Annotated in this window: 19 protein-coding genes and 1 other RNA gene; 10 read left to right on the forward strand and 10 right to left on the reverse strand. The window is 61.5% G+C overall.

Going from position 1 to position 24,957, the window contains the following annotated elements:
• Positions 1-21: 21 nt before the first annotated feature.
• Genes LU684_RS18200 through LU684_RS18210 form a run of 3 tightly spaced genes read left to right on the forward strand, consistent with a single transcriptional unit; the run spans position 22 to position 8,134 of the window.
• Complete coding sequence (locus tag LU684_RS18200; RefSeq protein ID WP_442964205.1) at positions 22-7,494, forward strand: phage tail tip fiber protein; 7,473 nt, start codon at positions 22-24, stop codon at positions 7,492-7,494.
• Positions 7,491-7,850, forward strand: coding sequence for a hypothetical protein (locus LU684_RS18205; RefSeq protein WP_156858328.1), 360 nt, complete (start codon positions 7,491-7,493; stop codon positions 7,848-7,850). Before LU684_RS18200 ends, LU684_RS18205 begins: the two co-directional genes overlap by 4 nt.
• Before the next feature lie 59 nt (positions 7,851-7,909).
• Positions 7,910-8,134: a hypothetical protein gene (locus LU684_RS18210; protein ID WP_063426708.1), complete on the forward strand. Its 225-nt coding sequence runs from the start codon at positions 7,910-7,912 to the stop codon at positions 8,132-8,134.
• 69 nt (positions 8,135-8,203) lie between these two features.
• On the opposite strand, the gene LU684_RS18215 is transcribed toward LU684_RS18210, so the two are convergent.
• Positions 8,204-9,256 carry a phytanoyl-CoA dioxygenase family protein gene (locus LU684_RS18215; RefSeq protein ID WP_232894883.1) on the reverse strand — a complete coding sequence of 351 codons (1,053 nt, stop codon included), beginning with the start codon at positions 9,254-9,256 and terminating at the stop codon, positions 8,204-8,206.
• Positions 9,257-9,644: 388 nt separating this feature from the next.
• Between LU684_RS18215 and LU684_RS18220 the strand changes: the two genes are divergently transcribed.
• The 3 genes from LU684_RS18220 to LU684_RS18230 are packed head-to-tail and all read left to right on the forward strand — an operon-like array spanning position 9,645 to position 10,913.
• Positions 9,645-10,184 carry a glycoside hydrolase family 24 protein gene (locus tag LU684_RS18220; RefSeq protein WP_063426704.1) on the forward strand — a complete coding sequence of 180 codons (540 nt, stop codon included), beginning with the start codon at positions 9,645-9,647 and terminating at the stop codon, positions 10,182-10,184.
• The gene (locus LU684_RS18225; protein WP_114942537.1) at positions 10,181-10,675 is read left to right on the forward strand and encodes a DUF2514 domain-containing protein; all 495 of its coding nucleotides are present in this window, start codon (positions 10,181-10,183) and stop codon (positions 10,673-10,675) included. Before LU684_RS18220 ends, LU684_RS18225 begins: the two co-directional genes overlap by 4 nt.
• A gap of 13 nt (positions 10,676-10,688) precedes the next feature.
• Positions 10,689-10,913 carry a hypothetical protein gene (locus LU684_RS18230; RefSeq protein WP_114942536.1) on the forward strand — a complete coding sequence of 75 codons (225 nt, stop codon included), beginning with the start codon at positions 10,689-10,691 and terminating at the stop codon, positions 10,911-10,913.
• A gap of 137 nt (positions 10,914-11,050) precedes the next feature.
• Here the strand turns inward: LU684_RS18230 and LU684_RS18235 are convergent, their stop codons facing one another.
• The 6 genes from LU684_RS18235 to LU684_RS18260 all read right to left on the reverse strand — a co-directional run bounded on the left by LU684_RS18235 (position 11,051) and on the right by LU684_RS18260 (position 19,082).
• Entirely contained in the window at positions 11,051-11,500 is a 450-nt protein-coding gene (locus LU684_RS18235) for a hypothetical protein (RefSeq protein WP_156858327.1), read from the reverse strand.
• Positions 11,501-11,947: 447 nt separating this feature from the next.
• Positions 11,948-12,346, reverse strand: a transfer-messenger RNA (tmRNA) gene (gene ssrA / locus LU684_RS18240).
• A 99-nt stretch (positions 12,347-12,445) separates the two neighbouring features.
• Positions 12,446-12,736, reverse strand: a complete 291-nt coding sequence (locus LU684_RS18245) for a hypothetical protein (RefSeq protein WP_016489189.1) — start codon at positions 12,734-12,736, stop codon at positions 12,446-12,448.
• 580 nt (positions 12,737-13,316) lie between these two features.
• Complete coding sequence (locus LU684_RS18250; protein WP_232894884.1) at positions 13,317-16,127, reverse strand: FAD-binding and (Fe-S)-binding domain-containing protein; 2,811 nt, start codon at positions 16,125-16,127, stop codon at positions 13,317-13,319.
• A gap of 75 nt (positions 16,128-16,202) precedes the next feature.
• Complete coding sequence (lldD, locus tag LU684_RS18255) at positions 16,203-17,348, reverse strand: FMN-dependent L-lactate dehydrogenase LldD (RefSeq protein WP_019470436.1); 1,146 nt, start codon at positions 17,346-17,348, stop codon at positions 16,203-16,205.
• A gap of 63 nt (positions 17,349-17,411) precedes the next feature.
• Positions 17,412-19,082 carry a lactate permease LctP family transporter gene (locus LU684_RS18260; RefSeq protein ID WP_016489185.1) on the reverse strand — a complete coding sequence of 557 codons (1,671 nt, stop codon included), beginning with the start codon at positions 19,080-19,082 and terminating at the stop codon, positions 17,412-17,414.
• Between the two features lie 254 nt (positions 19,083-19,336).
• On the opposite strand from LU684_RS18260, the gene LU684_RS18265 reads away from it, so the two are divergent.
• On the forward strand, positions 19,337-20,104 hold the full coding sequence (locus tag LU684_RS18265) for an FCD domain-containing protein (protein WP_016489184.1): 768 nt from the start codon (positions 19,337-19,339) through the stop codon (positions 20,102-20,104).
• A 134-nt stretch (positions 20,105-20,238) separates the two neighbouring features.
• On the opposite strand, the gene smpB is transcribed toward LU684_RS18265, so the two are convergent.
• The gene (smpB, locus tag LU684_RS18270; RefSeq protein WP_016489183.1) at positions 20,239-20,721 is read right to left on the reverse strand and encodes an SsrA-binding protein SmpB; all 483 of its coding nucleotides are present in this window, start codon (positions 20,719-20,721) and stop codon (positions 20,239-20,241) included.
• 163 nt (positions 20,722-20,884) lie between these two features.
• On the opposite strand from smpB, the gene LU684_RS18275 reads away from it, so the two are divergent.
• The gene (locus LU684_RS18275; RefSeq protein ID WP_016489182.1) at positions 20,885-21,319 is read left to right on the forward strand and encodes a type II toxin-antitoxin system RatA family toxin; all 435 of its coding nucleotides are present in this window, start codon (positions 20,885-20,887) and stop codon (positions 21,317-21,319) included.
• 63 nt (positions 21,320-21,382) lie between these two features.
• On the opposite strand, the gene LU684_RS18280 is transcribed toward LU684_RS18275, so the two are convergent.
• On the reverse strand, positions 21,383-21,919 hold the full coding sequence (locus tag LU684_RS18280) for an outer membrane protein assembly factor BamE (RefSeq protein ID WP_024717412.1): 537 nt from the start codon (positions 21,917-21,919) through the stop codon (positions 21,383-21,385).
• Positions 21,920-22,016: 97 nt separating this feature from the next.
• On the opposite strand from LU684_RS18280, the gene fur reads away from it, so the two are divergent.
• Complete coding sequence (gene fur, locus LU684_RS18285; RefSeq protein WP_003249922.1) at positions 22,017-22,421, forward strand: ferric iron uptake transcriptional regulator; 405 nt, start codon at positions 22,017-22,019, stop codon at positions 22,419-22,421.
• 107 nt (positions 22,422-22,528) lie between these two features.
• Here the strand turns inward: fur and recN are convergent, their stop codons facing one another.
• Positions 22,529-24,202 (reverse strand): DNA repair protein RecN, encoded by a 1,674-nt coding sequence (gene recN, locus LU684_RS18290; RefSeq protein ID WP_016489180.1) that lies wholly within the window; start codon positions 24,200-24,202, stop codon positions 22,529-22,531.
• A 192-nt stretch (positions 24,203-24,394) separates the two neighbouring features.
• Between recN and grpE the strand changes: the two genes are divergently transcribed.
• Positions 24,395-24,952, forward strand: a complete 558-nt coding sequence (gene grpE, locus LU684_RS18295) for a nucleotide exchange factor GrpE (protein WP_016489179.1) — start codon at positions 24,395-24,397, stop codon at positions 24,950-24,952.
• Positions 24,953-24,957 lie beyond the last annotated feature (5 nt).

Raw genomic sequence — 24,957 nt, forward strand, 5'->3', positions numbered from 1 at the left:
TTCAAGGACGTGTTCGGCGGCGTGCAGGGTATCTTCGCGGGCCTGACTGGTGCGGCCAAGGTTTCGGGTGCCGGCAGCTCGGAGCCCAGCTCACAGACTGTCCGCTCCTCCAAGGCCCCGGTGCGCTTCATTCTCGGTCGGGCCAGCACCGGTGGTGTGCTGGCCTGGATTCAGGAGCAGCCTGGCGACCAGACCAGTGGCGAGTGGCTGCACATCGTTTACGTGCTGTCTGAGGGGGCGATCGCGGGCGTCGATCAGATCTACGTAGATGAGCGCCCGCTGTCTGAGCTGGGGGAGAATGCCACGTCCGAGGTGATCATTGACCCGGCCCAGGTGAATGCCTTTCTTCTGGCCAACTGCCCAGACTGGCGCCAAGAGCAGATCGGCCGGGGCCTGTCGTTTGTCCGGCTGTCGTTCAAGTACGACGCCGAGAAGTTTCCGTCGGGCATCCCGGATGTGCGTTTCGTGGTTCGTGGGCGCCGCGACATTTATGACCCCCGCAACGGGAGCTCCGGCTATTCGGCCAACACCGCACTGCTGATCCTTTGGTACCTGCGCAACCGCTGCGGCATTCCCGACGACGAGATCATCTTCCAGTCCTTTGCCAGTGCGGCCAATGTCAGTGATGAGGCCGTTGGGGGGCCGGACGGCACAGTGACACCTCGCTACTTTGCAGGTGCCGTCATTGGCGCCGACGAGAAGCGCAATACCGTTTTGGACAACCTGCTGTCGGCCTGTGCCGGCACCTTGATCCGGGTCGGCGGGCGCTGGTCGCTCCAGGTGGGCGCCTACTATGGGCCGGCTGACTTCACCATCAACGAAGACATGGTGATCGGCACCGTTGAGGGCACGACCGAGGTCAGTAACAGCGATGCCATCAACACCATGCGCGGGACGTTTGTTGACCCTGCACAGGCCTGGGCCGAGACCGACTACCCGGAGGTCGCGATTCAGGACTGGATCACCGCAGACGGTGGCGAGCTCGCTGAGTCGCAGTCGTTTGCCTATGTGACAGACGCCTACCTGGCGCAGCGGCTCGCAAACATCAGCCTACGACGCCGACGCTCCGGCGGCTCTGTATCCATGCCGTTGAACTTCAACGGCTACAACTGCCGCCCGGGGCGTGCAGTCAAGGTCGATCTGCCTTCGCTGAACATTCTGGGCGAGTTCATGGTCACGGAGTGGACCATGGGCGCTGCCGATGCCTGCAAAGTGACCCTCAAGCCCTACGAGCAGGCCATCTTTGATGATGCTGTGGGCCAGCCCTACGACCCGCTGGGGTTCATCAACCTGCCCGTGGGCGGCCTGGCTGCAGTTACCGGCCTGGCGTGGACGCCCAGCAGCGTGGCCGAGATCATCCAAGGCGTTCTCAGCTGGGTGTCCCCGGCGCAGACCGTGCTGAGCTACACCGTGACGATCCGCAAGGGCACTGAGGTCGTCCAGTCGCTCAAGGTGGGCGGGGATGCCGCAAGCTGCAACATCAATGGCCTGGCCTCCGGCACCTATGCCATGAGCGTCGTTGCCTTCGGCCCGGGTACCCGATCGGGCGAGGCGAGCATCAACGTGAACGTGGGCGGCCCGCCCGTGCCAGAAAGTTGCGATTATTTCGCCTCGGTGGACAGCATCACCCTGGTACCGGTCAACCGGCAGAACAGCCTGAACGGCGGGACGTACGAATACTTCCATGCGACCAACCCCCAAGCGCCCATCGCTGATGCCGTGTACCTGGGGCAGGGACTGACCTTCACCCACACGGGGTTGGCGTTTGCCAAGCAGTACTTCTACTACGTGCGTTCGGCCAATGCTTACGGGAAGAGCGATTTCCTGTACGTGGCTGCCGCAACGTCCGATGACCCCACGCAGATGCTCGAGGTGATCAAGGGCGAGATCCTCGAGAGCCACCTTGGCCAGCAACTCACCGAGAAAATCGACCTTATCGATGGCAATGGCCCTGGGTCGGTGAACGAGCGCGTAGAGTCGGCGCGCAGCGAGCTGAGCGAGCAGGTTGCCGAGGTCAATAACGTGGTCGCGGCTGTAAGTAACTCGGTCACCGCCGTCCGCGACAACTTGCAGCAGCAGGTCAATGCGGTTGGTCAGGAGGTCGGTGCCGCCAAAGCCGACCTGCAGCAGAAGATCGATGCAGTATCGGTGCTGGCCGGCTCGTTGCCGTACAACAATGACAAGACCTACACCACCAATCAGGGGGTGCTGGGTGCTGACGGCAAGCTGTACCAGGCAGTGAAAGCGGTACCGAAGAGCACCCCGCCACCGAACGCGACCTACTGGACGGACGTTGGCCAGGCGATAGTCACCGCGGCCGGCACGGCTTCGCGTGTGTCCAAGGTCGAAACCGATGTGTCCACGTTGGACGGCAAGACCACGGCACAGGCGACACAGATCGGTGGCTTGCAGTCGAGCCTCACCACCACCAACCAGAACGTGACCACCGCTCAGCAGGCCGCAGATGCGGCGAACACGCTGGCAGGCGGCAAGGGCAAGGTGATCATTCAGTTGGCAGCGCCTGCGGCCGCTGATCGCTTGGCGCAGAACCTGTGGATCGACACGACCGGCAATGCCAACACGCCGAAGCGCTGGAACGGTACCACCTGGGTTGCGGTCACGGACAAGGCGGCTACCGATGCTGCGGCTGCCGCCCAGTCGGCGCTGTCTCAGGTTGCCTTGAAGGCCGATGCCACCGTGGTCAACAACGTGGCCACCCGGGTCAGTGAGGCTGAGGGAAAGCTGTCGTCCCAGGCTTCCCGCATGGATGGGATGCAGACCAGCATCGACGGCAAGGCCAGCTCACAGGCGCTGCAGCAGGTCACGACCCGCGTCACGGCCACTGAGCAAAAGGACGCGACGCAAGACCAGCAGCTCACTTCACAGAGCCAGGCCCTGACCTCGCTGACCGATAGCGTGAGCAAGAAAGCTGAAGCGTCGGCCGTTCAGAGCATGGGCAACACCGTTTCTCAGCAGGGGCAGACGCTGGCAGCACTGGGTCAGTCATTGACCCGGATCGATGCGGCATTGCCGCTGTTGAGCGGTGAGAACCTGCTGCCGAACAGCTCGTTCGAAGATCCTGCGAGTTCAGGGCGTCCCAAGCATTGGGTGGTGACCGGGAGTGCTGCGCGCTCGTTGGTACCTTCGCCGCTGACCAGCAGCGTCAACGCCCTGCGCGTCTCGGCATCAATCGCCGCAGGCGCTTATGTTGAGGTGGTTTCTACGGCGGATGATGGCCGTGCTCGCGTCAAGGTCACCGGAGGGTCAGCCTACACACTGAGCGTCTACGCTCGCGGGGGCGCGCCAGGCCTCATGCGGATGTACATCCAGTTCCTGGATGCAGCCGGCGCAGTGCTGTCCGCCCCCTGGACGGTAGATGGTTTCCCGCTGACTGAAACTTTTGGGCGTTATGTACTGACCGGAACGGCGCCTGCTGCCGCGACACAGGCCAACATCTATGCGGCCCGCTTGTTCAATACCGGGACGGCGGCCGCCTCGCTCTGGATGGAAATCGACAACGCCCAACTGCAAGAGGGCACGGTGGCCACCGCCTACCAGCCATCGGTACTGGCGGCAAGCGAGGTCAGTGCCGAGGCCACCAGTGCGCTGTCTGCCCGTGTCGACAAGAACGAGCAAGGTATTACATCGACCAGCGTGCAGGTCACTCAGCTCGGCGGCAAACTGGACACGACCAACCAGAGCGTGACCAATGCGCAGCAGGCGGCGCAAGCTGCCTCTGACGCCGCCGGCGCCAAGGGCAAGGTGCTGTACCAGTCGGCCACCCCAGCGGTCGCTGACCGCCTGACACAGAACCTGTGGATCGACACGACTGGCAATGCCAACACGCCTAAGCGCTGGAATGGTACCGCCTGGGTCGCGGTCACCGACAAGGTGGCAACGGATGCTGCCGCAGCCGCGCAGGACGCGCTCAGCAAAGTGGCCACCAAGGCGGATGCATCGACAGTTCAAGTGCTGAGCAACACGGTGGCGCAGCATGGGCAGCAGATCACAGCGGACGGTCAGGCCATCACCCGTATCGACGCCAATCTGGCGAACATCGGTGGCGAGAACTTGTTGTACAACCCCTCTTTTGAAAAAGCTCAAAGCGGAGGCATGGCCGAGGGTTGGACCTACACAGGAGCATCCGGTACCACTCGCACACCTTCACTAGTTGCTTCTGCGCTTGCCCCCGCAGAGCTGGCCCAGCGCGTGGACATGACTGGCCTGGCTCAGAACCTCTGGGTTCGCATTCAGCCTGATCCGATTAAGCGTCCGTCCGTAGCTTCCGGCCAAACATTTACCTTTTCGGTGAGTATGCGGGGGACTCCAGGACTGACGATCCGCCCAGAGATCCTGTTTCGGGATGCTCAAGGGACGGTGACAGGTTCTGTGCAAGGCGCGAATACGGTGGCCAGCAACGTATTCAAGAGGCTGTCGGTAACCATGGTCGCGCCGGAAGGCTCGGCTACGGTTGATGTCTACCCCGTTTGCTTTGGTACCAGCGCTATCAGCTCAGGGTTTATGGAAATAGACCGCTCTCAGCTAGAGCTTGGTGCCACGATGTCTGGATGGCGAGACAGCAATGGTGTCTCCGATGCGGATACCGCTGCCAATGCTGCCGCCACCACCGCCATTTCAGGTCGCGTGTCAGCGACAGAGCAGGGCCTTTCCAGCGCTTCTAGCCAGTTGACCCAACTGGACAACTCTATCGGCGACGCCGGCGGCGAAAATCTATTTTACAACCCGACGTTCTCGAAATATGCGAGCTTGAACGGATCCCCTGAAGGGTGGGAGTCAGAAGGATCAGTCATCAGCACTGACACCTTGGTTGATTCCTGGCTGAATTCAGGTGAGAAGGCACAAAGGGTCGTGGGTTCTGGCTTTGGGACCACTACCGGCTCTGGGTACAAGTCTCTTCGTCCGCAAGGAGCTGGCCCAGACCGCAGACCAACAGTTGCCCAAGGACAAACTGTGACCGCTTCTATCTATGTTCGGGGCACAGTTGGACTTAGCATGCGGATCTTCTTGCAGTGGTTCAACGCGGCAGGTGTCGTTATATCCGCTCCTGCATCGACTTTGTTGCCGATTACTGCTGCTGGGGATCGTAAGCAATTCAGCGGGGTTGCACCTGCCGAAGCGGCGAAGCTCCATGTCTATTACCGCGTTTATAGCACCACGGGAGCGGTGACGAGCGGTAACGCGGAGTTAGCCCGGCCGCAGCTGGAATACGGCGTACGGATGACCGGATGGCGTGATAACGGTCAGGTGAACGCAGCCAACAACGCCGCAACGTCAGCGGCCGTAAAAAGTCTGACTTCAGCCGTTAACCAGCAGGGAGGCACCCTAAGCAGCGTGGCCGGGAGGACCACGACACTCGAAAACAGCCTGAGCACGACCAACCAGAACGTGACCACCGCCCAGCAAGCGGCTGATGCGGCGAACACGCTGGCGGGTGGCAAGGGCAAGGTGATCATTCAGGCGGCAGCGCCTGCGGCCGCTGATCGCTTGGCGCAGAACCTGTGGATCGACACCACCAACAATGCGAATACGCCCAAGCGCTGGAGCGGTAGTGCCTGGGGCGCGGTCACGGACAAGGCGGCTACCGATGCTGCAGCCGCTGCAGCGAATGCGTTATCGGTAGCACAGACCAAAGCCGATTCCTCAGTTGTCCAGGGCATTAATTCGCGGGTGACCGATGCCGAGGGCAAGCTGACCTCACAGGGCCAGGCGATCACGGCCATGGACAACAGCCTGACCGTGACCAACCAAAACGTCACGACCGCGCAGCAGGCGGCACAAGCGGCAGCCGACTCGGCAGGGACCAAGGGCAAGGTGCTGTACCAGTCTGCCGCCCCGGCGGTGGCGGATCGCCTAGCCCAGAACCTGTGGATCGACACCACCAACAACGCCAACACGCCGAAACGGTGGAGCGGCAGCGCCTGGGTGGCGGTCACCGACAAGGCGGCGACCGATGCAGCGGCCGCGGCTCAGTCGGCGCTCACTCAGGTTGCTACCAAAGCCGAGGCATCCGCGCTGCAAACCCTTACCAACCGTGTTGCTGCGGCTGAGGGGGTGAATACCAGCCAGTCCGCGAGCCTGATCGACTTGAGCAACAATGTCGGTGCAATCCAGAGCGGCCTGGGCGCATCCGGGCTTGATCCCGCTCCCGGCGCCTACTGGCAGTTCGATGCCGGCGCCGAGGGGTGGGTAAGCATCAACGCTAACATTGCATCGTCTGGCGGATCTCTGCGCCTGACACCGACTAGTAACGACCCGCAACTGCTTAGCAGCAGCGGTGCGCTCAGCCTCAACATTCCGGGTGCTCAATACACCAAGGTGCGGGTGGGGCTGACGCGCCGTGGCGGTGCAGCCACCTCTTGGACGGGCACGCTTTACTACTCGACGGCCAGTCACGGCATTTCGACGGCCTATCGGGGCAGTGCGCCAAATCCGAACATCGCGGTGGGTCAGTCAGCCGTGGTTGAGTGGGACATGGCCAATCTGGCTGCCGGCGGCACGGACTGGGTGGATAGCGCCATCGGCCGGCTACGGTTCAACTTCGCCAATGCGCTCGACTCTGTATGGGACGTGGACTGGATCGCAGTGGGTCGGGTAGGCCCATCAGCTTCGAGCCGCGTGGTTGAGACGCTGACCTCGACGGTCACCCAGCAGGGCGACAAGCTGACAGCCGAGGCGCAGCGTATCGACGGGCTGTACACGTCGGTGGGCAACGCCCAGGCAGCAATCCAGAACGAGATCACGGCACGGACCAACGCTGACTCGGCACTCAGCCAGCAGATCCAGACCACGCAGGCGACCTTGGGGGAAACGACTGCATCTGTACAGCGAGTCAGCACGACGCTCAACCAGCTCAATGGCGTGGCGAACGCCTCGGAAGTGGTCAAGGTTCAGATCACTGCCAATCGCATCCGCCATGTGGCCGGGTTTGGCCTGAGCATCGACAACTCCAAAGGTGCGGTTCAATCCACGTTTGCGATCCTGGCCGACAGGTTTGCGATTCTCAACCCTTCTGGCGATGCAGTCTCAAGCCCGTTTGCGGTGGTCGGCAACCAGACGTTCATCAGTGATGCGTATATCCGGGACGCAAGTATCGGTAATGCCAAAATCACGAATGGTGCCATCACTACCGCGAAGATCGGTGAGGCGGAGGTGGATACCCTCCGCATTCGCGGCAATGCGGTGACGATCCCGGTGGGCGCCTTCGCAGGGTCCAGCACGGTTAGCGTGACGGTAACGTTGGATGGCAACTATCCAGTGTTCCTGCTGGGGTCCCTGACGCAAACCTATCAGTCGGATATCAGCATGACCCGTAACGGCGTCCTGCTCTGGACGGAGCGGCCCCAGAACTCAACGCTGGCAAGTCGCGGTGTGATGGATTACCCGGGGCCAGGCACGCACACCTACACCCTTTCCTCAAACCACGCCGGTAACACTAACGGCGCCTCGATTCTTGCGGTGGTATGCAAACGATGAGCAGATTGACCTTGGATGGGGACGATCCGTATGAGGTCGTCTCGTACTTTGTTACGGATCAGCAGAATGTGGTTATTCAGTCAGGCACCTCCCAGCGCCTGCACCTGAATGACCACGCCACGGGCGGCGTGCTGCACCTTGGCACGGCGCCTCAGGGGCGCTTCAAGTACATCGACGGTGAGTTTGAGCCCCATGCGCCCGATGTCAGTTATGACCTGGCGCGCCGGGGTGGGTACCCGCCCATTGAGGAGCAGCTGGACATGCTCTGGCACGCGATGGATCAAGGCGCGATGCCCAAAGCCGAACCCTTCTACACGACCCTGCAACGGGTCAAGCAGCAACACCCTAAAACCTGAACGCAACACCTACCCAATGCCCGCCGTCGAGCGGGCTTCTTTTTATCTGGAGAAAACCTATGCCATTTGTCGCCATCAACCTGAGCAATGACTACGAAGTTGCCAACAAAACCCGCTACGCCACCCAAGAGGAGGCTGACGCCCGGGCCCGCGAGATCCTGACCCAGTTCCCGGCCGCCCAGGTCTGTGTCGCGCAGGTGCTGAAGGACTACACCGCCAAGGTCTCCATCAGCGCGAAAGATCCGGCAGAGCCAGTACCGGAGCCTGAAGCGCAAACTGCATAGTAAATTTCAAGATCTTGGAATTGCACATGTAGGCGCCTCGATTAACGCGGGGCGCCTACATGCTCCTGCTTATATGCCCAGGCTACGGCCTTCTTTCTTGCCGTAATTCTCCCAGTGCCATTCTGCACCTACTCCTGACTTAGCAACGTCTGGATTGGCTCTGAGGTATGCGGCAGAATTGAAGTTCGGGTCGATTACTTTGCCTTTGTAGCGAACTGCATCAACAAACTCTTTTGGGATCGTATGTCCGCAGTACAAATTTTCTGTACGTTTCTGAGTGATCAGGTTGGTTACGTTTTTAAAGTTGATGGTTCCGTAGAAGGGGTCGGAAGACAAGGGCGAGTAGTAAGAGCAGTTTTCGAAGTAGTAATGAGTTACTTGAGACCAGCGGGTTTTATTTGGGTCTTGCTGCTTGCTTCCGCCGTGCAACAGGTTTGCAGTCCAAATCAACGCCTGACCTTTCTTGGCGGTGAAATGCTCTGGCTCAACTTTGTAGTGCTCGACCAGCTCGCGCCAGAGCGGTTCATACATTTTTTGATGCGGGTGCTCGGCCAGCTCTGTGGCACAGATCCCCAAGAACTCGTTTGTATAGACAGGCCACTTATGCGTGCCAGGGTAGTACACGAGCGGGCCGCTTTCCATAGTGATGTCTTCCAATGCGACCCAGACACCACACATGAAGCGCTCTGGCATGGAACTAAAGTGAATGGAATCAGTATGGAAGTGCTGCTGCGTACCTACTGGAAAGTTTAAGGTTTGGAAGGGCCATGCCCGACGACCATACAACTGGGAAAGCAAGTCAAGAATTTTTGGGTTAGTGGCGATTCTGTGGACGTTCTTGTTGAACTTCCAGGCGTCTTGAACGCGTAGGGAAATCTCGTTTTCGAATCCAAATTTTCTCCAGCCTTCCCACTCAAACTCTTTGTCGAGATCTTGTTTGATCTCTTCAGCCATGTTCGAGATTTCAGCATCTGGAAAGTCAATAACTGCATAGCCCCTTGTGTTGAGCTCCAGAGCGATTCGCAGGGTTTCCGCATCCACGACTTCGGTATTGAAGAATTTACTGAAGAAAGGCGATTCAATCTTCGGTACGCCGGGAAGAGGGTTGTGAACATCCTTCATAAGGTCTTGCTCCTAAAAGTGCCTGGCTAGAAATTCCGGTTATTAGAATTTTTCTTGTCCTGTCGGTCAGAAAGTGGCGCAGGTGGATTGTAAATTAAACGGCCAGGTTCGTCGATTTCGTGTCGCTGCGGATTGCTCTTCTTAAACCTACGGTCCACGGCCGAAATCGGCATAGACCTGCCTCATCACACTTTCAACTTTGGAGTAACTCGAATGACTGCACGCGGTGTCCGCAATGACAACCCACGCCCAGTTCGTGCTGGAGGCGGGCGCTGCCAAGCCGCGCCGCGCCTCCGATCCGGCGCCGGAACCGGAAGCGCCTGTCGCTTGACGCCCGCAGTCACCTCACGCCTGCATTGCGCAGGCTTCTTTTTGCCTGGAGAAAACCATGGCCCGAATTCCTGCCGCGGGTGCTGGCGGCGTAAACGTGATTGCCTTCCTGGACATGCTGGCCTGGTCCGAAGGCACTTCGACTATCAAGGCCAGTGACGACGGGTACAACGTCCTGGTGGGCGGGAAGCTGTTCAGCGACTACAGCAAGCACCCTAAGGTGAAGGTGTGGCTGCCGAAGTACAGCATCTACAGCTCCGCTGCCGGCCGGTATCAGTTCCTCGCCGGCACCTGGGACGCCATCGTGAAGAACTATGGTTTCAAGGGCCGTTTCATTCCCGAGGCCCAGGACCTGGCTGCAATCAAGTTGCTGACGGAGTGCGGCGCGCTGCCGCTCATCAAGGCCGGCCGCATTGCCGAAGCGATCGCCAAGGCTGCCCCGATCTGGGCCAGTCTGCCCGGTGCTGGCTATGGCCAGCGCGAGCACAAGCTGGCCGCGCTGCTGGGCATCTACGAAGCGGAGAGGGCGGTCGAGGCCAAGCCACAAGATCAGCTGCTTGCGATGTTCAGCGCCTGCGGCGGGGAGATGGCGGCGTGAAAGGCTGGGTCAAGACCGCAGCCTTGGTCCTTGTGGTGACGTCCTACTGGGGCGCCTACCAGCATGGCCGGTCGGTGGAGCGCGCGGTTGCCGGCCAAGCGTCAGCGCAACGTGACAGTGGTGACCGGCTGGCCGAGGTCATCGGCGAGCGCGGTGCCCGGCAGGAAGAACAACGACGCGCCGAAGCGCAGGAGGAGGCGAGAGCCCATGCCCAGGATGAAAGAGCGATTGCTGATGCTGGCGCTGCTGACGCCGATGCTGCTGGCCAGCGGTTGCGCGACGAAGCCAGCAAGTTCGCCGCCACCGTCAGTTGCCCCGGCACGGATACCGCCGCTGTCGCCAGAGGCCAGGCAGCCACCCGCGCCGCCATGGTGCTCTCCGACCTGTTCGCACGGGCTGATGCTCGAGCGGGAGAGTTGGCGAAAGCTTATGACCAAGCCCGAATAGCGGGCCAGGCCTGCGAAGCGTCCTATAATGCCCTGATCAAGTGATAGGGGTAGGGCAGTGGAAAAGCGCACATTCATTGGCATGGTCGAGGCCGGCGAGCCGCTGATTCAGCAGGCCTTCGACGCCATGCGCGAGTATCACCAGGCCCAAGACAACTGCGCGCCGCCTGAGGAGGTCGAGCGGCTACGCCTGCTCGCCGAGTCTCTTTTCCAGGCGGTGTCCGACTACCAGCTTCGGGTGATCGCAAAGCTGCGCGGCAAGGCTTTGCCGCCTCTTCACTAGAGCGTGAGGGCGCCGGCTTGCTGAAGACTGACACATTGGAGTGAAGGCGAGTGCGCTGCTAGCTGAGCAGCGCAAGTGAGCGGGGTGACGTAGGGTGACTGAGGCTGCGAAAGCTGCCTAATACGTAACTAGCCGAGCTAAAACTTTGGCAGATCATCCAATGTTTGCCCTGGCATCAGCAGCTCATGCGGCTTGGGTAACTCGAACGGAGGGTGTTTGTTCCAAGTGACCAAAGTGGTCTTGTAACCGCATGGGCTCAACATCATCTGGATCACCCATTCGGAGGTGTAGTCTCCATGCGGGCGGGATAGATCCCAGACCGGGTAGCCCGCATGGTAATGGTAGAGGTTGAACGTCCGAACGAAATTCACTTTCGCCAGCCAGCCAGCAGTGCTGGGGTTGATATCGTCAGACTTTTTCAAACGTCCAGGTAAGCCATTGAGGCCTTTGGCTTCAACGTGATCAATCAAATCGTCGATCGGTTGAGATTCGTTTGCAGGCAGCCTCGCGTAGATACGAGCGAAACTGACGCTCATATCTACGATGAATGGTGGCTGTCCAGTGCTTTCAGTTGGTTCCGTACCCATTCTTTCCGCTCTTGTGCTTTAAGTCCGCGTGGAAAGGTAATCACGCCGCTTTCAATCGACGCCTTCACTGCCTCTAAATCGAAGTCGAAGGTCGGCTCTTTGGAGTTATCCGTAGGCACTATCTGCTTCTTCTGCATGTGTTTTGGCCCTTCTGGGTCCATGACCTCAGCTCTCTATGAGTGAGTCCCGCCGTAGTCCATCCTTCGATAGTCACAGGGCAGGATCCGAGGGTGCGTTTCTCATAAGGCCCCCGGCGTATTCAAATAATAGCGTATTGCTGGCAACGGCCACCACGCCTTAGGTACTGTTTTTTTGGACAGCTCGTCTGGAGGCAAAGCTCCCCTTTCACGCTGTCATAAGGCTGGCATTTCCCAGCCAAAACCACCCATCGAGGCACAAAAAAAGCACTTAAGCCATTGGCTAAGTGCTTGATTTGTAAGGATAATTTGGTGGAGCCGGGGGGATTTGAACCCCCGTCCGCCAGTACTCCGCTGTCGGTACTACATGCGTAGCCGTGTCTACTGATTTAATCCGCAGCCGCCCGACGGGCAGGGTGCTTTGGATGAGTTGTGTAAGTTTTAGTCACTTCGCCCACAACGTGCTACGCGACGATCCTGTTCTGTATGACAATCAGTTCGGGTTTACAGGCATCCCCTAGTGATTGCTGGAGCCGAAGCTACCAGAAGCAACGGGTCAAGAGGACTGCTTACGCAGCCAGCTTGTACTCCGCGCCGTAGTTTTCGTCATTGGCAACTATAAAAGTTGCAACAGTGGATTTACGAGTTCTGTTACCAACTCGGCATGCACCTAGAGTTTCGCTACCGGCGTCGAATCCTAATCGGCCCCACACTAGCGTTACGCTAACGCACCTTACGGCACGTGGGATGGAGTATACGCCATTGCGCGGGCGACGTCGACAGCCGGTCCTGTCGCCCGCTTCATGGCTCACGCGCCGCCGCTGCCAGAGCCGCTGCCTTTCTCGGTTTTCTCCAGGCGCTCCAGGACTTTGCTGGTGATGGCGATGCATTCCTTGGTGTCGCCCGAGGCCTGGGCGGCTTTGGCTTTGTCGACGTGCTCGGTCAGGGCCTTGTCCAGGCCTTCGGAGGTGGCGCCGGCGGTGGCCATGCTGTCGTCGATCTTTTGCAGGTTGGTGGTGCAGAGGTCATCGGCGGCGAACACCGGCGAAGCCAGCAGGGTGGCGGCCGCGAACAGGGCCGAAAGCGCGGTACCTTTCATGGGTGTCTCCTCTGGGGCCTCTGGAAGGTGGGCCTGTAGGGTGGACTGTGGGGGATTGGCGGGGGTTCAATCGGGATGGTGGCGGGGCGATATTGAGGTGGGGGATGGCACCGGCTTTGCCGGTGTTCGCGGGGCGAGCCCGCTCCCACATGGATCGTGCTTGGGCCGGGGATACGCTGTGCCAGGTGCCTTTAGCCTGTAAACCATGTCCCCGGTTTGAAATGTAAACGATGTCTCCGGTTTGTACCCGGGGCGAGCCCACGCATGGATCTTGGTTGGCTCGGGGATAGGCTATAGCGGGGGCTTTAGGCGGGTGTAGGGATTGGTTTGTCGGGATGGTGGCGGGGCGATGTTGGGGTGGGGGATGGCACCGGCTTTGCCGGTGTTCGCGGCTGAAGCCGCTCCCACAGGAATCGTGCTTGGCATCGGAGATGCGCTGTACCTGTGGGGGCGGCCTTGTGCCGCGAAAGGGCTGCAGAGCAGCCCCGGCGATCGATGCAGCGCTACTGAGAACCTGGGGGCCGCTTTGCGGCCCAATCGCGACGCAAGGCCGCTCCTACAACAGTGAAGGTGTCTGCCTTTAGATGCTGCGTGGCCGGGTAACACGGTCTACCAGGTAGACCAGGCCGTGGTAGTCGATGCCGCTGTGGCTCGACAGGCCTATTTCGCAGGTGCGGCTGGTGGAGATGCCTTCGCTGCAATACTGCACCGCATCCTTCAGGCTGCGCAGCGAGTGGGCGTTGAGCTCGGGGGTGGTGAAGCCTTTGTCACCGGCAAACCCGCAACAATGGATGCCTTCGGGGATTACCACCTGTTTGCTGCAGCGCCGCGCCAGGTCGATCAAGGCCTGGCTTTCGCCCAGGTGCTGGGTGCTGCAGGTCACGTGCACGGCTACGGGCTCGTCCTGGGGGGTGAACTCCAGGCGGTCGAGCAGGTGGGTGCGGATGAAGCGCACGGGGTCGTACAGGTCCAGCCGGGTTTCGCCCAGGTCTTGCACCAGGCGCAGGGTGCAGGGGCTGGTGTCGCAGTAGATCGGGTCAAGGCCGCCGCGGCTGGCGTGCAGCAGGGCGGTGATCAGCTCCTGGCGCTTGTGCTCGGCCTGTTCGGGGTAACCCTTGGAGGCGAAAGGTTGGCCGCAGCACAGGCTGTCGGCGTTGTCGGGGAACACCACCTGGTAACCGGCCTTTTCCAGCAGGGCGCGGGTTTTGTCCAGCAGCGAGCTTTGCTCGCGGTCGGCATAGGCCGGGCCCATCACCCGTGACACGCAGGCTGCCAGGTACACCACGCGGGGCCGGGCGTCGTTGCTGACAGGGCCGAAGCTGATCGGGCGCAGGGGTTGTGGCATGGCCGGTGTCCACTGGGGCAGGCGGCCTTTGCTGGCTTTGCTCAGCGTGGCGCTCAGGCGGCCCAGGCGGGGGGCGCCGAGCAGCTTGCGGGCGGTGTTGGCGGCCGTGAGGGTAAGGCGGGCGCCACCCAGTGCGGTGTGGAAGTGGTCGGCGAGCCAGTCGGCGGTCTTGATGTGGTCGGCGGCCTGGCTGCGCAGCTTTTTCACCAGCTCGCCGGTGTTGATGCCGACTGGGCAGCGCTGGGCGCACAGGCCAGTGGCTGCGCAGGTGTCGATGCCTTGGTACTGGTAGGTCTGCATCAGTTCGCGGGTGTCGATGCCGGCGCGTTGCTTGGCCTGGATGTCACGCCACATGACGATGCGCTGGCGTGGGCTGAGGGTAAGCCCCTTGGACGGGCACACCGGTTCGCAGAAGCCGCATTCGATGCACTTGTCGACGATTTCGTCGGCGGCAGGCAGCGGCTTGAGGTTTTTCAGGTGGATGTCCGGATCGATGCTCAGCACCACGTCGGGGTTGAGGATGCCGTTGGGGTCGAGCAGGCGCTTGAGCTTCCACATCAGCTGGTAGGCGTCATGGCCCCACTCCAGTTCCACGAACGGTGCCATGTTGCGGCCGGTGCCGTGCTCGGCTTTTAGCGAACCGCCAAACTCCACGGCCACCAGGTGCGCCACGTCGTCCATGAAGGCCTGGTAACGGGCGACTTCCGCGGCGCTGTTGAAGCCTTGGGTGAAGACGAAGTGCAGGTTGCCTTCCAGCGCGTGGCCAAAAATGATCGCTTCGTCATAGCGGTGCTTGTCGAACAGCAGGATCAGGCGGTTGACGCCTTCGGCCAGTTGCTCGACGGGGAAGGTCACGTCTTCGATGATCACCGTGGTGCCGGTCTGGCGCACGGCGCCGACGGCGGGGAAGGTGTCCTTGCGGATTTTCCACAACTGGTTGTACACGGCCGGGTCTTCGCTGAAGTCCACTTGCTGTTCCAGCGGGAAGTCGGCGATCGAGGCCATTACCTGGTGCAATTGCTCGTGCAGCAGGCTCTGGCTGGCGGCGCGGGACTCGATCAGCAGGGCGCAGGCGTTGTCCGACAGGCCTTTTACCCACAGCGGCATGCCGGGCATGTTCTGCACCGAGCGCAGGCTGCGGCGGTCGAGCAGTTCCACGGCCGAGACCGGCTGCTGCTTGAGCACGGGTACCGCGCGGCAGCAGCTTTCGACGCTGGGGAACACCAGCAGGGCGCTGGCCTTGTGCGGGTGGTCGGGCACGGTGTTGTAGGTGACGGCGCTGATGAAGCCCAGCGTGCCTTCGGAACCGACCAGCAGGTGCTGCAGGATGTCCAGCGGCTGGTCGTAGTCCACCAGTGCGTTCAGCGACAGGCCGGTGGTGTTCTTCAGCCGGTATTTGTGCCGGATGCGCTCGGCCAGCGCAGTGTTGGCGCGGGTCTCGCGGGCCAGGCTGGCCAGCGATGCCAGCAACTCGGCGTGGCTGCTGGCAAAGGCGGCGACGCTGGCCGGGTCTTCGCTGTCCAGGCGGGTGCCGTCGGCCAGCACCAGGCGCAGGCCGGCCAGGGTGTGGTAGGTATTCTGCGCGGTGCCACAGCACATGCCGCTGGCGTTGTTGGCAACGATGCCGCCAATTTTGCAGGCGTTGATCGAGGCCGGGTCGGGGCCGATCTTGCGCCCGAAGGGGGCCAGCCAGGCGTTGGCCTGGGCGCCGATCACGCCGGGTTGCAGGCGGATCTGCTCGCCCTGGCCACGGATTTCGCGGCCGTTCCAGTTATCGCCGAGCACAATCAGCACCGAGTCGGTGATGGCCTGGCCAGACAGGCTGGTGCCGGCTGCGCGGAAGGTGACCGGCACCCGCTCGCGCTGGGCCAGTTTGATCAGGCCGACCACTTCGTCCTCGGACTCGACGCGCACCACCAGCCTGGGGATCAGCCGGTAGAAGCTGGCGTCGGTGCCAAAGGCCAGGGTGGACGTGGGGTCGTCGAAGCGGCGTTCGGCGGGTATCAGGCGCTCGGCATCACGCAGGAACGCGGCGGGCAAGCTCATGCAGTCTCCTCGCGGGGCTGTGGCGTCTGTGCGCCACATGCCCCGGGTCAATCAGGCGGTGTTTCTTGCAGGCGGTCAGGCGCCCAGTTCGCGTACCAGCGAGTCACGGGTGATCTCGCTGATCGACTTGGCGCCGGTCAGCACCATGGCCACGCGCATTTCCTTCTCGAACAGCTCAAGCAGGTTCTTCACCCCGGCCTGGCCATGCACGGCAAGGGCGTAGAGGAAGGCGCGGCCGATCAGTACGGTGTCGGCGCCCAGGGCGATCATGCGCACCACGTCGAGGCCACTGCGGATGCCGGAGTCGGCCAGAATCTTCAGGTCACCTTTGACGGCGTCGGCAATGGCCGGCAGGGCGCGGGCGCTGGACAGCACGCCATCGAGCTGGCGGCCACCGTGGTTGGACACCACGATGCCGTCGGCGCCGAACTTGACCGCATCGCGGGCGTCATCGGCATCCAGAATGCCCTTGATGATCATCGGGCCGTCCCAGTACTCGCGGATCCACTCCAGGTCTTTCCAGGAGATGGACGGGTCGAAGTTGTTACCCAGCCAGCCGATATAGTCGGCCAGGCCGGTGGGGTTGCCGCGGTACTTGGAGATGTTGCCCAGGTCGTGCGGGCGGCCCATCACCCCCACATCCCACGCCCACTCGGGGTGGGTCATGGCTTGCAGCACGCGGCGCAGCGGGCCGTTGCGGCCGCTCATGCCCGAGTGGGCATCGCGGTAGCGGGCGCCGGGTACCGGCATGTCGACGGTGAACACCAGGGTTTTGACCCCGGCGGCCTTGGCCCGCTCCAGGGCATTGCGCATGAAGCCGCGGTCCTTCAGCACGTACAGCTGGAACCACATCGGCCGGTCGATGGCCGGGGCCACTTCTTCGATCGGGCACACCGACACGGTAGACATCGTGAACGGGATGCCGTGGGCGGCCGCTGCACGCGCCGCCTGCACTTCGCCCCGGCGGGCGTACATGCCGGTGAGGCCGACCGGGGCCAGGGCCACCGGCATGCTCAGGGTTTCGTCGAACAGCTTGGTTTCCAGGCTGAGCTCGGACATGTTGTTCAGCACGCGCTGGCGCAGCGCAATACCGGCCAGGTCCGACACGTTGTGGCGCAGGGTGTGCTCGGCGTAGGCGCCGCCGTCGGCGTAGTGGAACAGGAAAGGAGGCAGCTTGCGTTGGGCCGCGGCGCGATAGTCGGTAGAGGCAGAAATGATCATGGATTCTCGCAGCGTTGCTTGTGGGGAGTGCCGGGCACGCGATGGCGCCCGGCCCCTTTCACTTTAGTGATGAACCAGCATGCCGGTCAGCCAGTAAGCCTGCACCAAGGTGATCAGGCCCACGATGGTGGCAAAGAACAGGCTGTGCTTGACGGTGAAGCGGAACAGGTCGGACTCCTTGCCCACCAGGCCGGTGGCGGCGCAGGCCACGGCAATGGACTGGGGCGAGATCATCTTGCCGGTCACGCCGCCGCTGGTGTTGGCCGCTACCAGCAAGGTGTCGTTGACGCCGATCTGGTGTGCGGTGGTGGCCTGCAGCGAGCTGAACAGGGCGTTGGACGAGGTGTCCGAACCGGTCAGGAACACACCCAGCCAGCCAAGGAACGGCGAGAAGAACGGGAACGCGGCGCCGGTGCCGGCCAGTACCAGGGCCATGGTCGAGGACATGCCCGAGTAGTTGGTGACGAAGGCGAAGGCCAGCACCATGCCGATCGACAGGATGGGCCAGCGCAGCTCCCAGAAGGTCTCCTTGAAAGTGGTCAGACCAGTTTTGAAGTTTATCTTCAGCACTGCCATGGAGATCAGCGCCGAGAGGAAGATCGCGGTGCCGGTGGCGGAGATCGGGTCGAGCTTGAACACTGCTGGCATGGCAGTGGGCGCGGCAACGATCGGTGCGGTCTTGATCACCAGTTGGTCGAGGTGCGGGATGGCGAAGTTGAACACGAAGTTGTACATCGCGCCGCCCGGGGCGAACGCTGCCTTGAACGGCTTCAGGGTCCAGATGGTGACCAGTACGGTCAGGATCAGGAACGGCGACCAGGCCTTGAAGATTTCGCCAAAGCTGTAAGGGCTAGGCTGGCTGCCGCTTGGCTGCACAACGGCTGCGCCGACGCTGCCTTTGGCTTCGCTGAACGAACGCTTTGGCTGCCAGACTTTCAGGAACAGGGTGAGGCAGATCAGGCTGGCCAGCGCCGAGGTGATGTCGGGCAGTTCAGGGCCGATGAAGTTCGAGGTGAAGTACTGGGTGACGGCGAAGCTCAGGCCGGCCACCAGGGCGGCAGGCCAGGTTTCTTTCACGCCACGTAGGCCGTCCATCATGAACACCAGCCAGAACGGCACGAACAGCGACAGCAGCGGCAGCTGGCGGCCAGTCATGGCGCCGATGTGGAAGGCGTCGATGCCGGTGACCTGGCCGGCCACGATGATCGGGATGCCCAGGGCGCCGAAGGCCACGGGGGCGGTGTTGGCGATCAGGCACAGGCCGGCGGCGTACAACGGGTTGAAGCCCAGGCCCACCAGCAGTGCGGCAGTGATTGCCACAGGGGCGCCGAAGCCCGCCGCGCCTTCGAGGAAGGCACCGAAGCAGAAGCCGATCAGCAGCACTTGCAAGCGCTGGTCGTCGGTAATCGACAGCACCGAGCTGCGGATCACTTCGAACTGGCCGCTCTTGACCGTGAGTTTGTACAGGAACACCGCGGCAACGATGATCCAGGCAATCGGCCAGAGGCCGTAGAGGAAGCCGTAACCCGCGGCGGCGAGGGCCATGTCGACAGGCATCTGGAAGGCGAAGATCGCCACCAGGATCGACAGGGCAAGGGTGATGCTGCCCGCTACGTGGCCTTTCAGGCGGAACACGGCGAGGGCAAGGAAGAAGAACACGATAGGGATGACTGCCGCCAGTGCGGACAGGCCAAGACTACCAAGCGGGCTATAGAGTTGTTGCCAGGTTTGCATATGGGGTGGCCCCTAATTGTTGTTGGTCAGCACTGGCATTGGATAATTGGTAAGACCAATTTACAATGGCTGGTCGCTAGGTTAAAAGCGCTGTCGTGGGTGTGTCAATTTGTCCTGTGCAAAACTTTGGTCGCGTGCCGATGAGCGGGCGCCTGATGCGCTGGCAAAATCGCGGCTTGATGGGTGTTTGCGCGGCCGGGATCGGCGAGAATAGGCGCCCCTGAAATTTGCCGGGGGTTTGTGGAGAGCATGTGATGGTTTTTGATCAGGTCCGCCAACGGCGCCTGTCCGACGACATCGTCGATCGGTTGGAAGGGATGATTCTGGAAGGCACGCTGACCTCGGGGCAGCGGCTGCCGGCCGAACGCGCCCTTGCCGAGCAGTTCGGCGTGTCCCGCCCGTCACTGCGTGAGGCGATCCAGAAGCTGGTGGCCAAAGGGCTGCTGGTCAGCCGCCAGGGCGGGGGCAATTTTGTTGCCGAATCACTGGGCTCTACCTTCAGCGACCCACTGCTGCAGTTGCTTGAGCACAGTGCCGAGGCGCAGCGCGACCTGCTCGAATTTCGCCATACCCTGGAGGCGTCGTGTGCCTACTACGCCGCCCAGCGCGCCACCGACCCGGACCGGGCGCGTTTGAAGGCGGCCTTCGATGCGTTGCAAGACTGCTACACCCGGGTCGATGAAGTGACCCGGGCGGAGGAGGGCGCGGCGGATGCACGCTTTCACCTGGCGATTGCCGAGGCCAGCCATAACGCGGTCTTGCTGCACACCATTCGGGGCTTGTTCGACCTGCTCAAGCGCAACGTGGTGACCAACATTGGCGGCATGTATCAGCAGCGCACCGAAACCCGGGACATGCTGATCAGTCAGCACCGGGAGCTGTACCTGGCGATTGTCGAGGGCAGGGCGGAAGATGCGCGGGAAGTGTCCAGCCGGCACATTCTGTATGTGCAGGAGGTGCTGGAAGAAGCGCATGAAGAGGCGCAGCGCGTGGCGCGCGCGGAGCGGCGCAGCGGGCGCTGAGGTTTGTATAGGCAGTGCTGGCCTCTTCGCGGGGCAAGCCCGCTCCCACAGGCCCCCCACAGCGTTCAATGGCTGTGAAGGCCATATGGGGGCGGGCTTGCCCCGCGAAGAGGCCGGAACAGGCTAAAGACCGATTAGTCTTCCTTGCCCTTGTTCCGCACAACCCGCTGCAGCTCGCGGTTGGAATCGCGTTCGCGCACGGTGTCGCGCTTGTCGAATTCCTTCTTGCCCTTGCCCAGTGCGATTTCGCACTTGATCAGGTGCTTGCTCCAGTACAGCGACAACGCCACGCAGGTGTAGCCTTTTTGCGCTACAGCCGCTTCCAGCCGCTCGAGCTCACGCTTGTTCAGCAGCAGCTTGCGGGTGCGGATGGGGTCGGCGATGACGTGGGTGCTGGCAGTGGTCAGCGGGGTGATGTGGCTGCCGAACAGCCAGGCCTCACCGTCCTTGAGCAGCACGTAACTGTCAACGAGGTGCGCCTTGCCAGCTCGCAGGCTTTTTACTTCCCAGCCGGACAGGACCAGCCCGGCCTCGAACTTGTGTTCGATGAAGTAATCGTGTCGCGCTTTTTTATTCTGCGCGATGGTCCCGGTCGGATGTTTTTTTTGCTTAGCCATAGGGGCGGCATTATAGGCAAAGCCGCGCGTCGTTCGCTATGGGATTTCGGTGTGCTTGAGCCACCGGAATGAATACCGGACAATACAAACCCTGTCATACGCACAGAACCTGTTTTCGGCACGCTGCGAAGCGAAGCCACCCAGCCTTGGAAGTGACGCCTGGATGACTACCCATATTCAACGCTCCGCCCTGCTGCCATACCCCGCCCAGGCGCTCTACGATCTGGTCAACGATGTGGCCAGCTACCCAGAGTTTCTGCCGTGGTGCTCGGCCTCGACGGTGATCGATGCCAGTGATACGCACATGCATGCCAAGCTGGAGGTGGCCAAGGGCGGCATGAGCCAGTACTTCGTCACGCGTAATGTGCTGGTGCCGGGGCAGTCGATCGAGATGAACCTTGAAGAGGGGCCGTTCACGCAGCTGCATGGCGTGTGGGTGTTCAAGCCGTTGGGCGAAAAGGCCTGCAAGATCAGCCTGGACCTGTCCTTCGATTATGCCGGGCCGATTGTGCGCGCCACGTTGGGCCCGCTGTTCAATCAGGCGGCCAACACACTGGTCGATGCGTTCTGCCAGCGTGCCAAGCAATTGAATGGCTGACGCATAAGCTGCAAACAAAAAGCCCGGACCAGGTCCGGGCTTTTTTGCATCTGCTGTTCCCGGTTAACGGGTTTCCAGCGGTGCCGGGGTCGGGACCGGGGTGGTCTCGATGGTGTCGATTTCGCGCTGAATGGCCTCTTCAGTTGAACCAGGCTTGGCTGGTTTTTCTTCAGGCTGCGCTGCTGGCTGTTCGGTCTGGCCTGGCTCGGTGGCCGGGCTGACGGTGGTGTCGCTGCTGCCACCGAGGATTTCCTGGTCGCGGCTGACGCCTGGCATGAAGTCGCCCGACAAGCTGACCAGTTGGTCGCTTTCGTTGAAGAAGATGCTCATGCGCTCTTGCTGGCGTTTACCACCACCCGGCTGCAGGCTGTACAGGTAATCCCAACGGTTGGTGTGGAAGGTGTCCTGGATCAGCGGGTTGCCCATGATAAACCTTACTTGCCGGCGGGTCATTCCCGGGCGTAATTGGTCTATCATGTCCTGCGTGACGACATTGCCCTGCTGGATGTCGATTTTGTAAACCCCGGGAAACGAGCAACCGGCGAGTGCGAGCAGTCCCACTAGGGTGAGGCTGGTTAGCAAGAGCTTGGTGTTTTGCATCGGTGGGCGACTTCCACTATCTTGGCTGGACAACGTAAACCCCGATCATACCCGTATTAAGAGAAGCTGCGAAGCAGCATCGGCGAGAAAGCTGACCATGGTTGAAAATAGCGAATTGCGCAAAGCCGGTCTCAAGGTGACCCTGCCTCGAGTCAAGATCCTTCAGATGCTCGATTCCACCGAGCAGCGTCACATGAGTGCCGAGGATGTTTACAAGGCACTGATGGAAGCAGGCGAGGACGTAGGCCTGGCCACCGTCTATCGCGTACTGACCCAGTTCGAAGCGGCGGGGCTGGTGGTTCGCCACAACTTCGACGGCGGCCATGCAGTGTTCGAGCTGGCCGATGGCGGTCACCACGACCATATGGTGAACGTGGATACCAGTGAAGTCATCGAGTTCATGGATGCCGAAATCGAGAAGCGCCAGCGCGAAATCGTAGCCGAGCATGGCTTTGAGCTGGTGGACCACAATCTGGTCCTGTATGTGCGTAAGAAGAAGTAACGATTTTTTATCGTTACAAATGACAAAGGCGACCTTCGGGTCGCCTTTGTGCTTCCTGCTTCGGGCAGATTAATTTGCTGCCGGCGATAGGGCCAGTACAGGTAGCATCAGGCCTTGCCAGAAACCACCATCTTGCGCGCATGCGCCAGGGATTCCTTGGTCAGGTCAATGCCGCCCAGCATTCGCGCCACTTCCTCGACCCGCTCACGCTTGCCCAGGCTGGCCACGGCGGTGTGGGTGGTGTCGCTGTTGCGCACCTTGTGCACAAACAGGTGGTGATGCCCTTGCGCGGCGACCTGTGGCAAGTGGGTCACCGTCAGTACCTGGCCGCGCTCGCCCAGGCGGCGCAACAACTGGCCGACAATTTCGGCCGTAGGGCCGCCGATGCCCACGTCGACTTCGTCGAACACCAGGGTAGGTATGCGTGATGTCTGCGCGGTAATCACCTGGATCGCCAGGCTGATACGCGACAGTTCGCCACCTGAGGCCACCTTTGCCAGGCCCTTGAGCGGTTGGCCGGGGTTGGCGCTGACCAACAGTTCGATCTGCTCCAGGCCATGCGGTGACAGGTCTGCGCCCTCGGTGGGAGTGAGCTCGATACGGAACCGCCCGCCGGGCATGCCCAGGCGCTGGATTTCCTGCTCGACGGCGCCCGCCAGTTGCTGCGCGGCTTGCTGGCGCAGGGCGCTGAGCTCGCGAGCCCGCTCTTTATAGTGGTGTGCGAAAGCGGCCAGTTCTTCGCCTAGGCGCTCGATCGACTCATCACTGGCGTTCAGGCCTTCGATCTCTTCCATCAACTGTTGTTGCAGGTGAGGCAGTTCAGTGGGGTGCACGCGGTGTTTGCGTGCCAGCGTATAAATGGTGTCCAGGCGCTCTTCCAGTGCTTGCAAGCGCATCGGGTCGGCGTCGAAATTGTCGAGGAAGCGATTGAGTTCGCCCACGGCTTCCTCGACCTGAATCTGTGCGCTGGCGATCAGGTTGGCTGCTTCGCTGAGTGCCTTGGGCGAGTGGGTAGCGGCACCCAGGCGGTTCAGGCTGGAGGTGAGGGCGCTGAGCACGTTGCCCGAATCGCTTTCACTGCACTGGTCGATCACCTGGCGGCAAATGCCGAACAGGGCTTCGGCGCTGGTCAGGTTCTTGTGTTCCTGTTCCAGTTGCTCCAGTTCGTGCTCACCCAGGCCAAGGTTGTCCAGCTCTTCCAGCTGGTAGCTGAGCAGTTGATGGCGGGCACGCTGCTCGTCACCCGAATTGGACAGCCGTTCCAGCTCCAGACGGGTCTGGTTCCAGCGCTTGGCGGCCAGATGCACCTGGCGGGCCAGGTCGACGGCGCCGGCGTACTCGTCGAGCAGGCGGCGGTGGGTGTCGGTCTTGAGCAGCGATTGGTGCTCGTGCTGGCTGTGGATATCGATCAGCAGCTCGCCCAGCGCCTTGAGGTCGCCCAGCGGGCACGGCGTGCCATTGATGTAGCCGCGGCTGCGGCCTTCAGCGGTGATTACCCGGCGCAGGATGCACAGGCCGTCGTTGTCCAGGTCGCGTTCGGCCAGCCAGGCGTGGGCCTCGGGGATGTCTACCAGGTCGAAGGTGGCGAGGATGTCCGCCTTGTCGGTGCCAGGGCGCACCACGCCACTGTCGGCCCGATCGCCCAGGGCCAGGCCGAGGGCGTCGAGCATGATCGATTTGCCAGCGCCGGTCTCACCCGTGATGACGGACATGCCGCGGGCAATTTCGAGGTCGAGGTGCTCGACGATGGCGTAGTTGTGAATGGACAGGTGCACCAGCATGGGGGCGGCTCCCGAAAGTCAGGTCTGGTTATTTATACAGTACTTTTTTCGGGCCTGCCAATGCCCTTCACAGAATCTGTTGCAGTCGGGAAAAGCACCTTGCCCCCTTGAAGCTGGTTTTTCCGGCCCCATATAGCCGACATCACAGGCGAGCCTGGCTCGCAGTCCACAAAATTGCGCAGGAGAGACCCCATGGCTGATGAACAGCTGAACGAGAAAGACCTTAACGTGGAAGAAACCGGTGCAGGCACTGCAGCTGACACCCGTGTTCTGGAGCTCGAGGAACAGCTGGCCGCAGCCAAGGACCAGGCGCTGCGCGCCGTTGCCGACGTGCAGAACGTGCGCCGTCGTGCCGAGCAGGATGTGGAGAAAGCCCACAAGTTTGCCCTGGAGAAGTTCTCCAGCGACCTGCTGCCGGTGATCGACAGCCTGGAGCTGGCCCTGGCCCACTCCAGCGCAGAGGACGAGCACGTCAAGCAGATCCGCGAAGGCGTCGAGCTGACCCTGAAGATGTTCCAGGACACCCTCAAGCGCTACAACCTCGAAGCGGTCGACCCGCACGGCCAGCCGTTCAACCCTGAGCACCACCAGGCCATGGCCATGCAGGAAAACGGCGAAGTCGAGCCAAACAGCGTGCTGAATGTGTTCCAGAAGGGTTACCTGCTGAACGGCCGCCTGCTGCGCCCCGCCATGGTGGTGGTCAGCAAGGCGCCGAGCGCGGCGCAACCCTCGATCAATGAAAAGGCTTGAAATCC

The organism is Pseudomonas sp. NMI542_15, assembly GCF_021283425.1.
Taxonomy (GTDB): domain Bacteria; phylum Pseudomonadota; class Gammaproteobacteria; order Pseudomonadales; family Pseudomonadaceae; genus Aquipseudomonas; species Aquipseudomonas fortuita.

Coding starts and splice junctions, on each gene's coding strand:
- LU684_RS18250 (WP_232894884.1), bottom strand. CDS start 16,127: ATGAGCTTGCCCGCCGCGTTCCTGCGTGATGCCGAGCGCCTGATACCC.
- grpE (WP_016489179.1), top strand. CDS start 24,395: ATGGCTGATGAACAGCTGAACGAGAAAGACCTTAACGTGGAAGAAACC.
- LU684_RS18245 (WP_016489189.1), bottom strand. CDS start 12,736: ATGAAAGGTACCGCGCTTTCGGCCCTGTTCGCGGCCGCCACCCTGCTG.
- LU684_RS18260 (WP_016489185.1), bottom strand. CDS start 19,082: ATGCAAACCTGGCAACAACTCTATAGCCCGCTTGGTAGTCTTGGCCTG.
- LU684_RS18205 (WP_156858328.1), top strand. CDS start 7,491: ATGAGCAGATTGACCTTGGATGGGGACGATCCGTATGAGGTCGTCTCG.
- fur (WP_003249922.1), top strand. CDS start 22,017: ATGGTTGAAAATAGCGAATTGCGCAAAGCCGGTCTCAAGGTGACCCTG.
- recN (WP_016489180.1), bottom strand. CDS start 24,202: ATGCTGGTGCACCTGTCCATTCACAACTACGCCATCGTCGAGCACCTC.
- LU684_RS18275 (WP_016489182.1), top strand. CDS start 20,885: ATGACTACCCATATTCAACGCTCCGCCCTGCTGCCATACCCCGCCCAG.
- LU684_RS18210 (WP_063426708.1), top strand. CDS start 7,910: ATGCCATTTGTCGCCATCAACCTGAGCAATGACTACGAAGTTGCCAAC.
- lldD (WP_019470436.1), bottom strand. CDS start 17,348: ATGATCATTTCTGCCTCTACCGACTATCGCGCCGCGGCCCAACGCAAG.
- LU684_RS18265 (WP_016489184.1), top strand. CDS start 19,337: ATGGTTTTTGATCAGGTCCGCCAACGGCGCCTGTCCGACGACATCGTC.
- LU684_RS18220 (WP_063426704.1), top strand. CDS start 9,645: ATGGCCCGAATTCCTGCCGCGGGTGCTGGCGGCGTAAACGTGATTGCC.
- smpB (WP_016489183.1), bottom strand. CDS start 20,721: ATGGCTAAGCAAAAAAAACATCCGACCGGGACCATCGCGCAGAATAAA.
- LU684_RS18235 (WP_156858327.1), bottom strand. CDS start 11,500: ATGGGTACGGAACCAACTGAAAGCACTGGACAGCCACCATTCATCGTA.
- LU684_RS18215 (WP_232894883.1), bottom strand. CDS start 9,256: ATGAAGGATGTTCACAACCCTCTTCCCGGCGTACCGAAGATTGAATCG.
- LU684_RS18280 (WP_024717412.1), bottom strand. CDS start 21,919: ATGCAAAACACCAAGCTCTTGCTAACCAGCCTCACCCTAGTGGGACTG.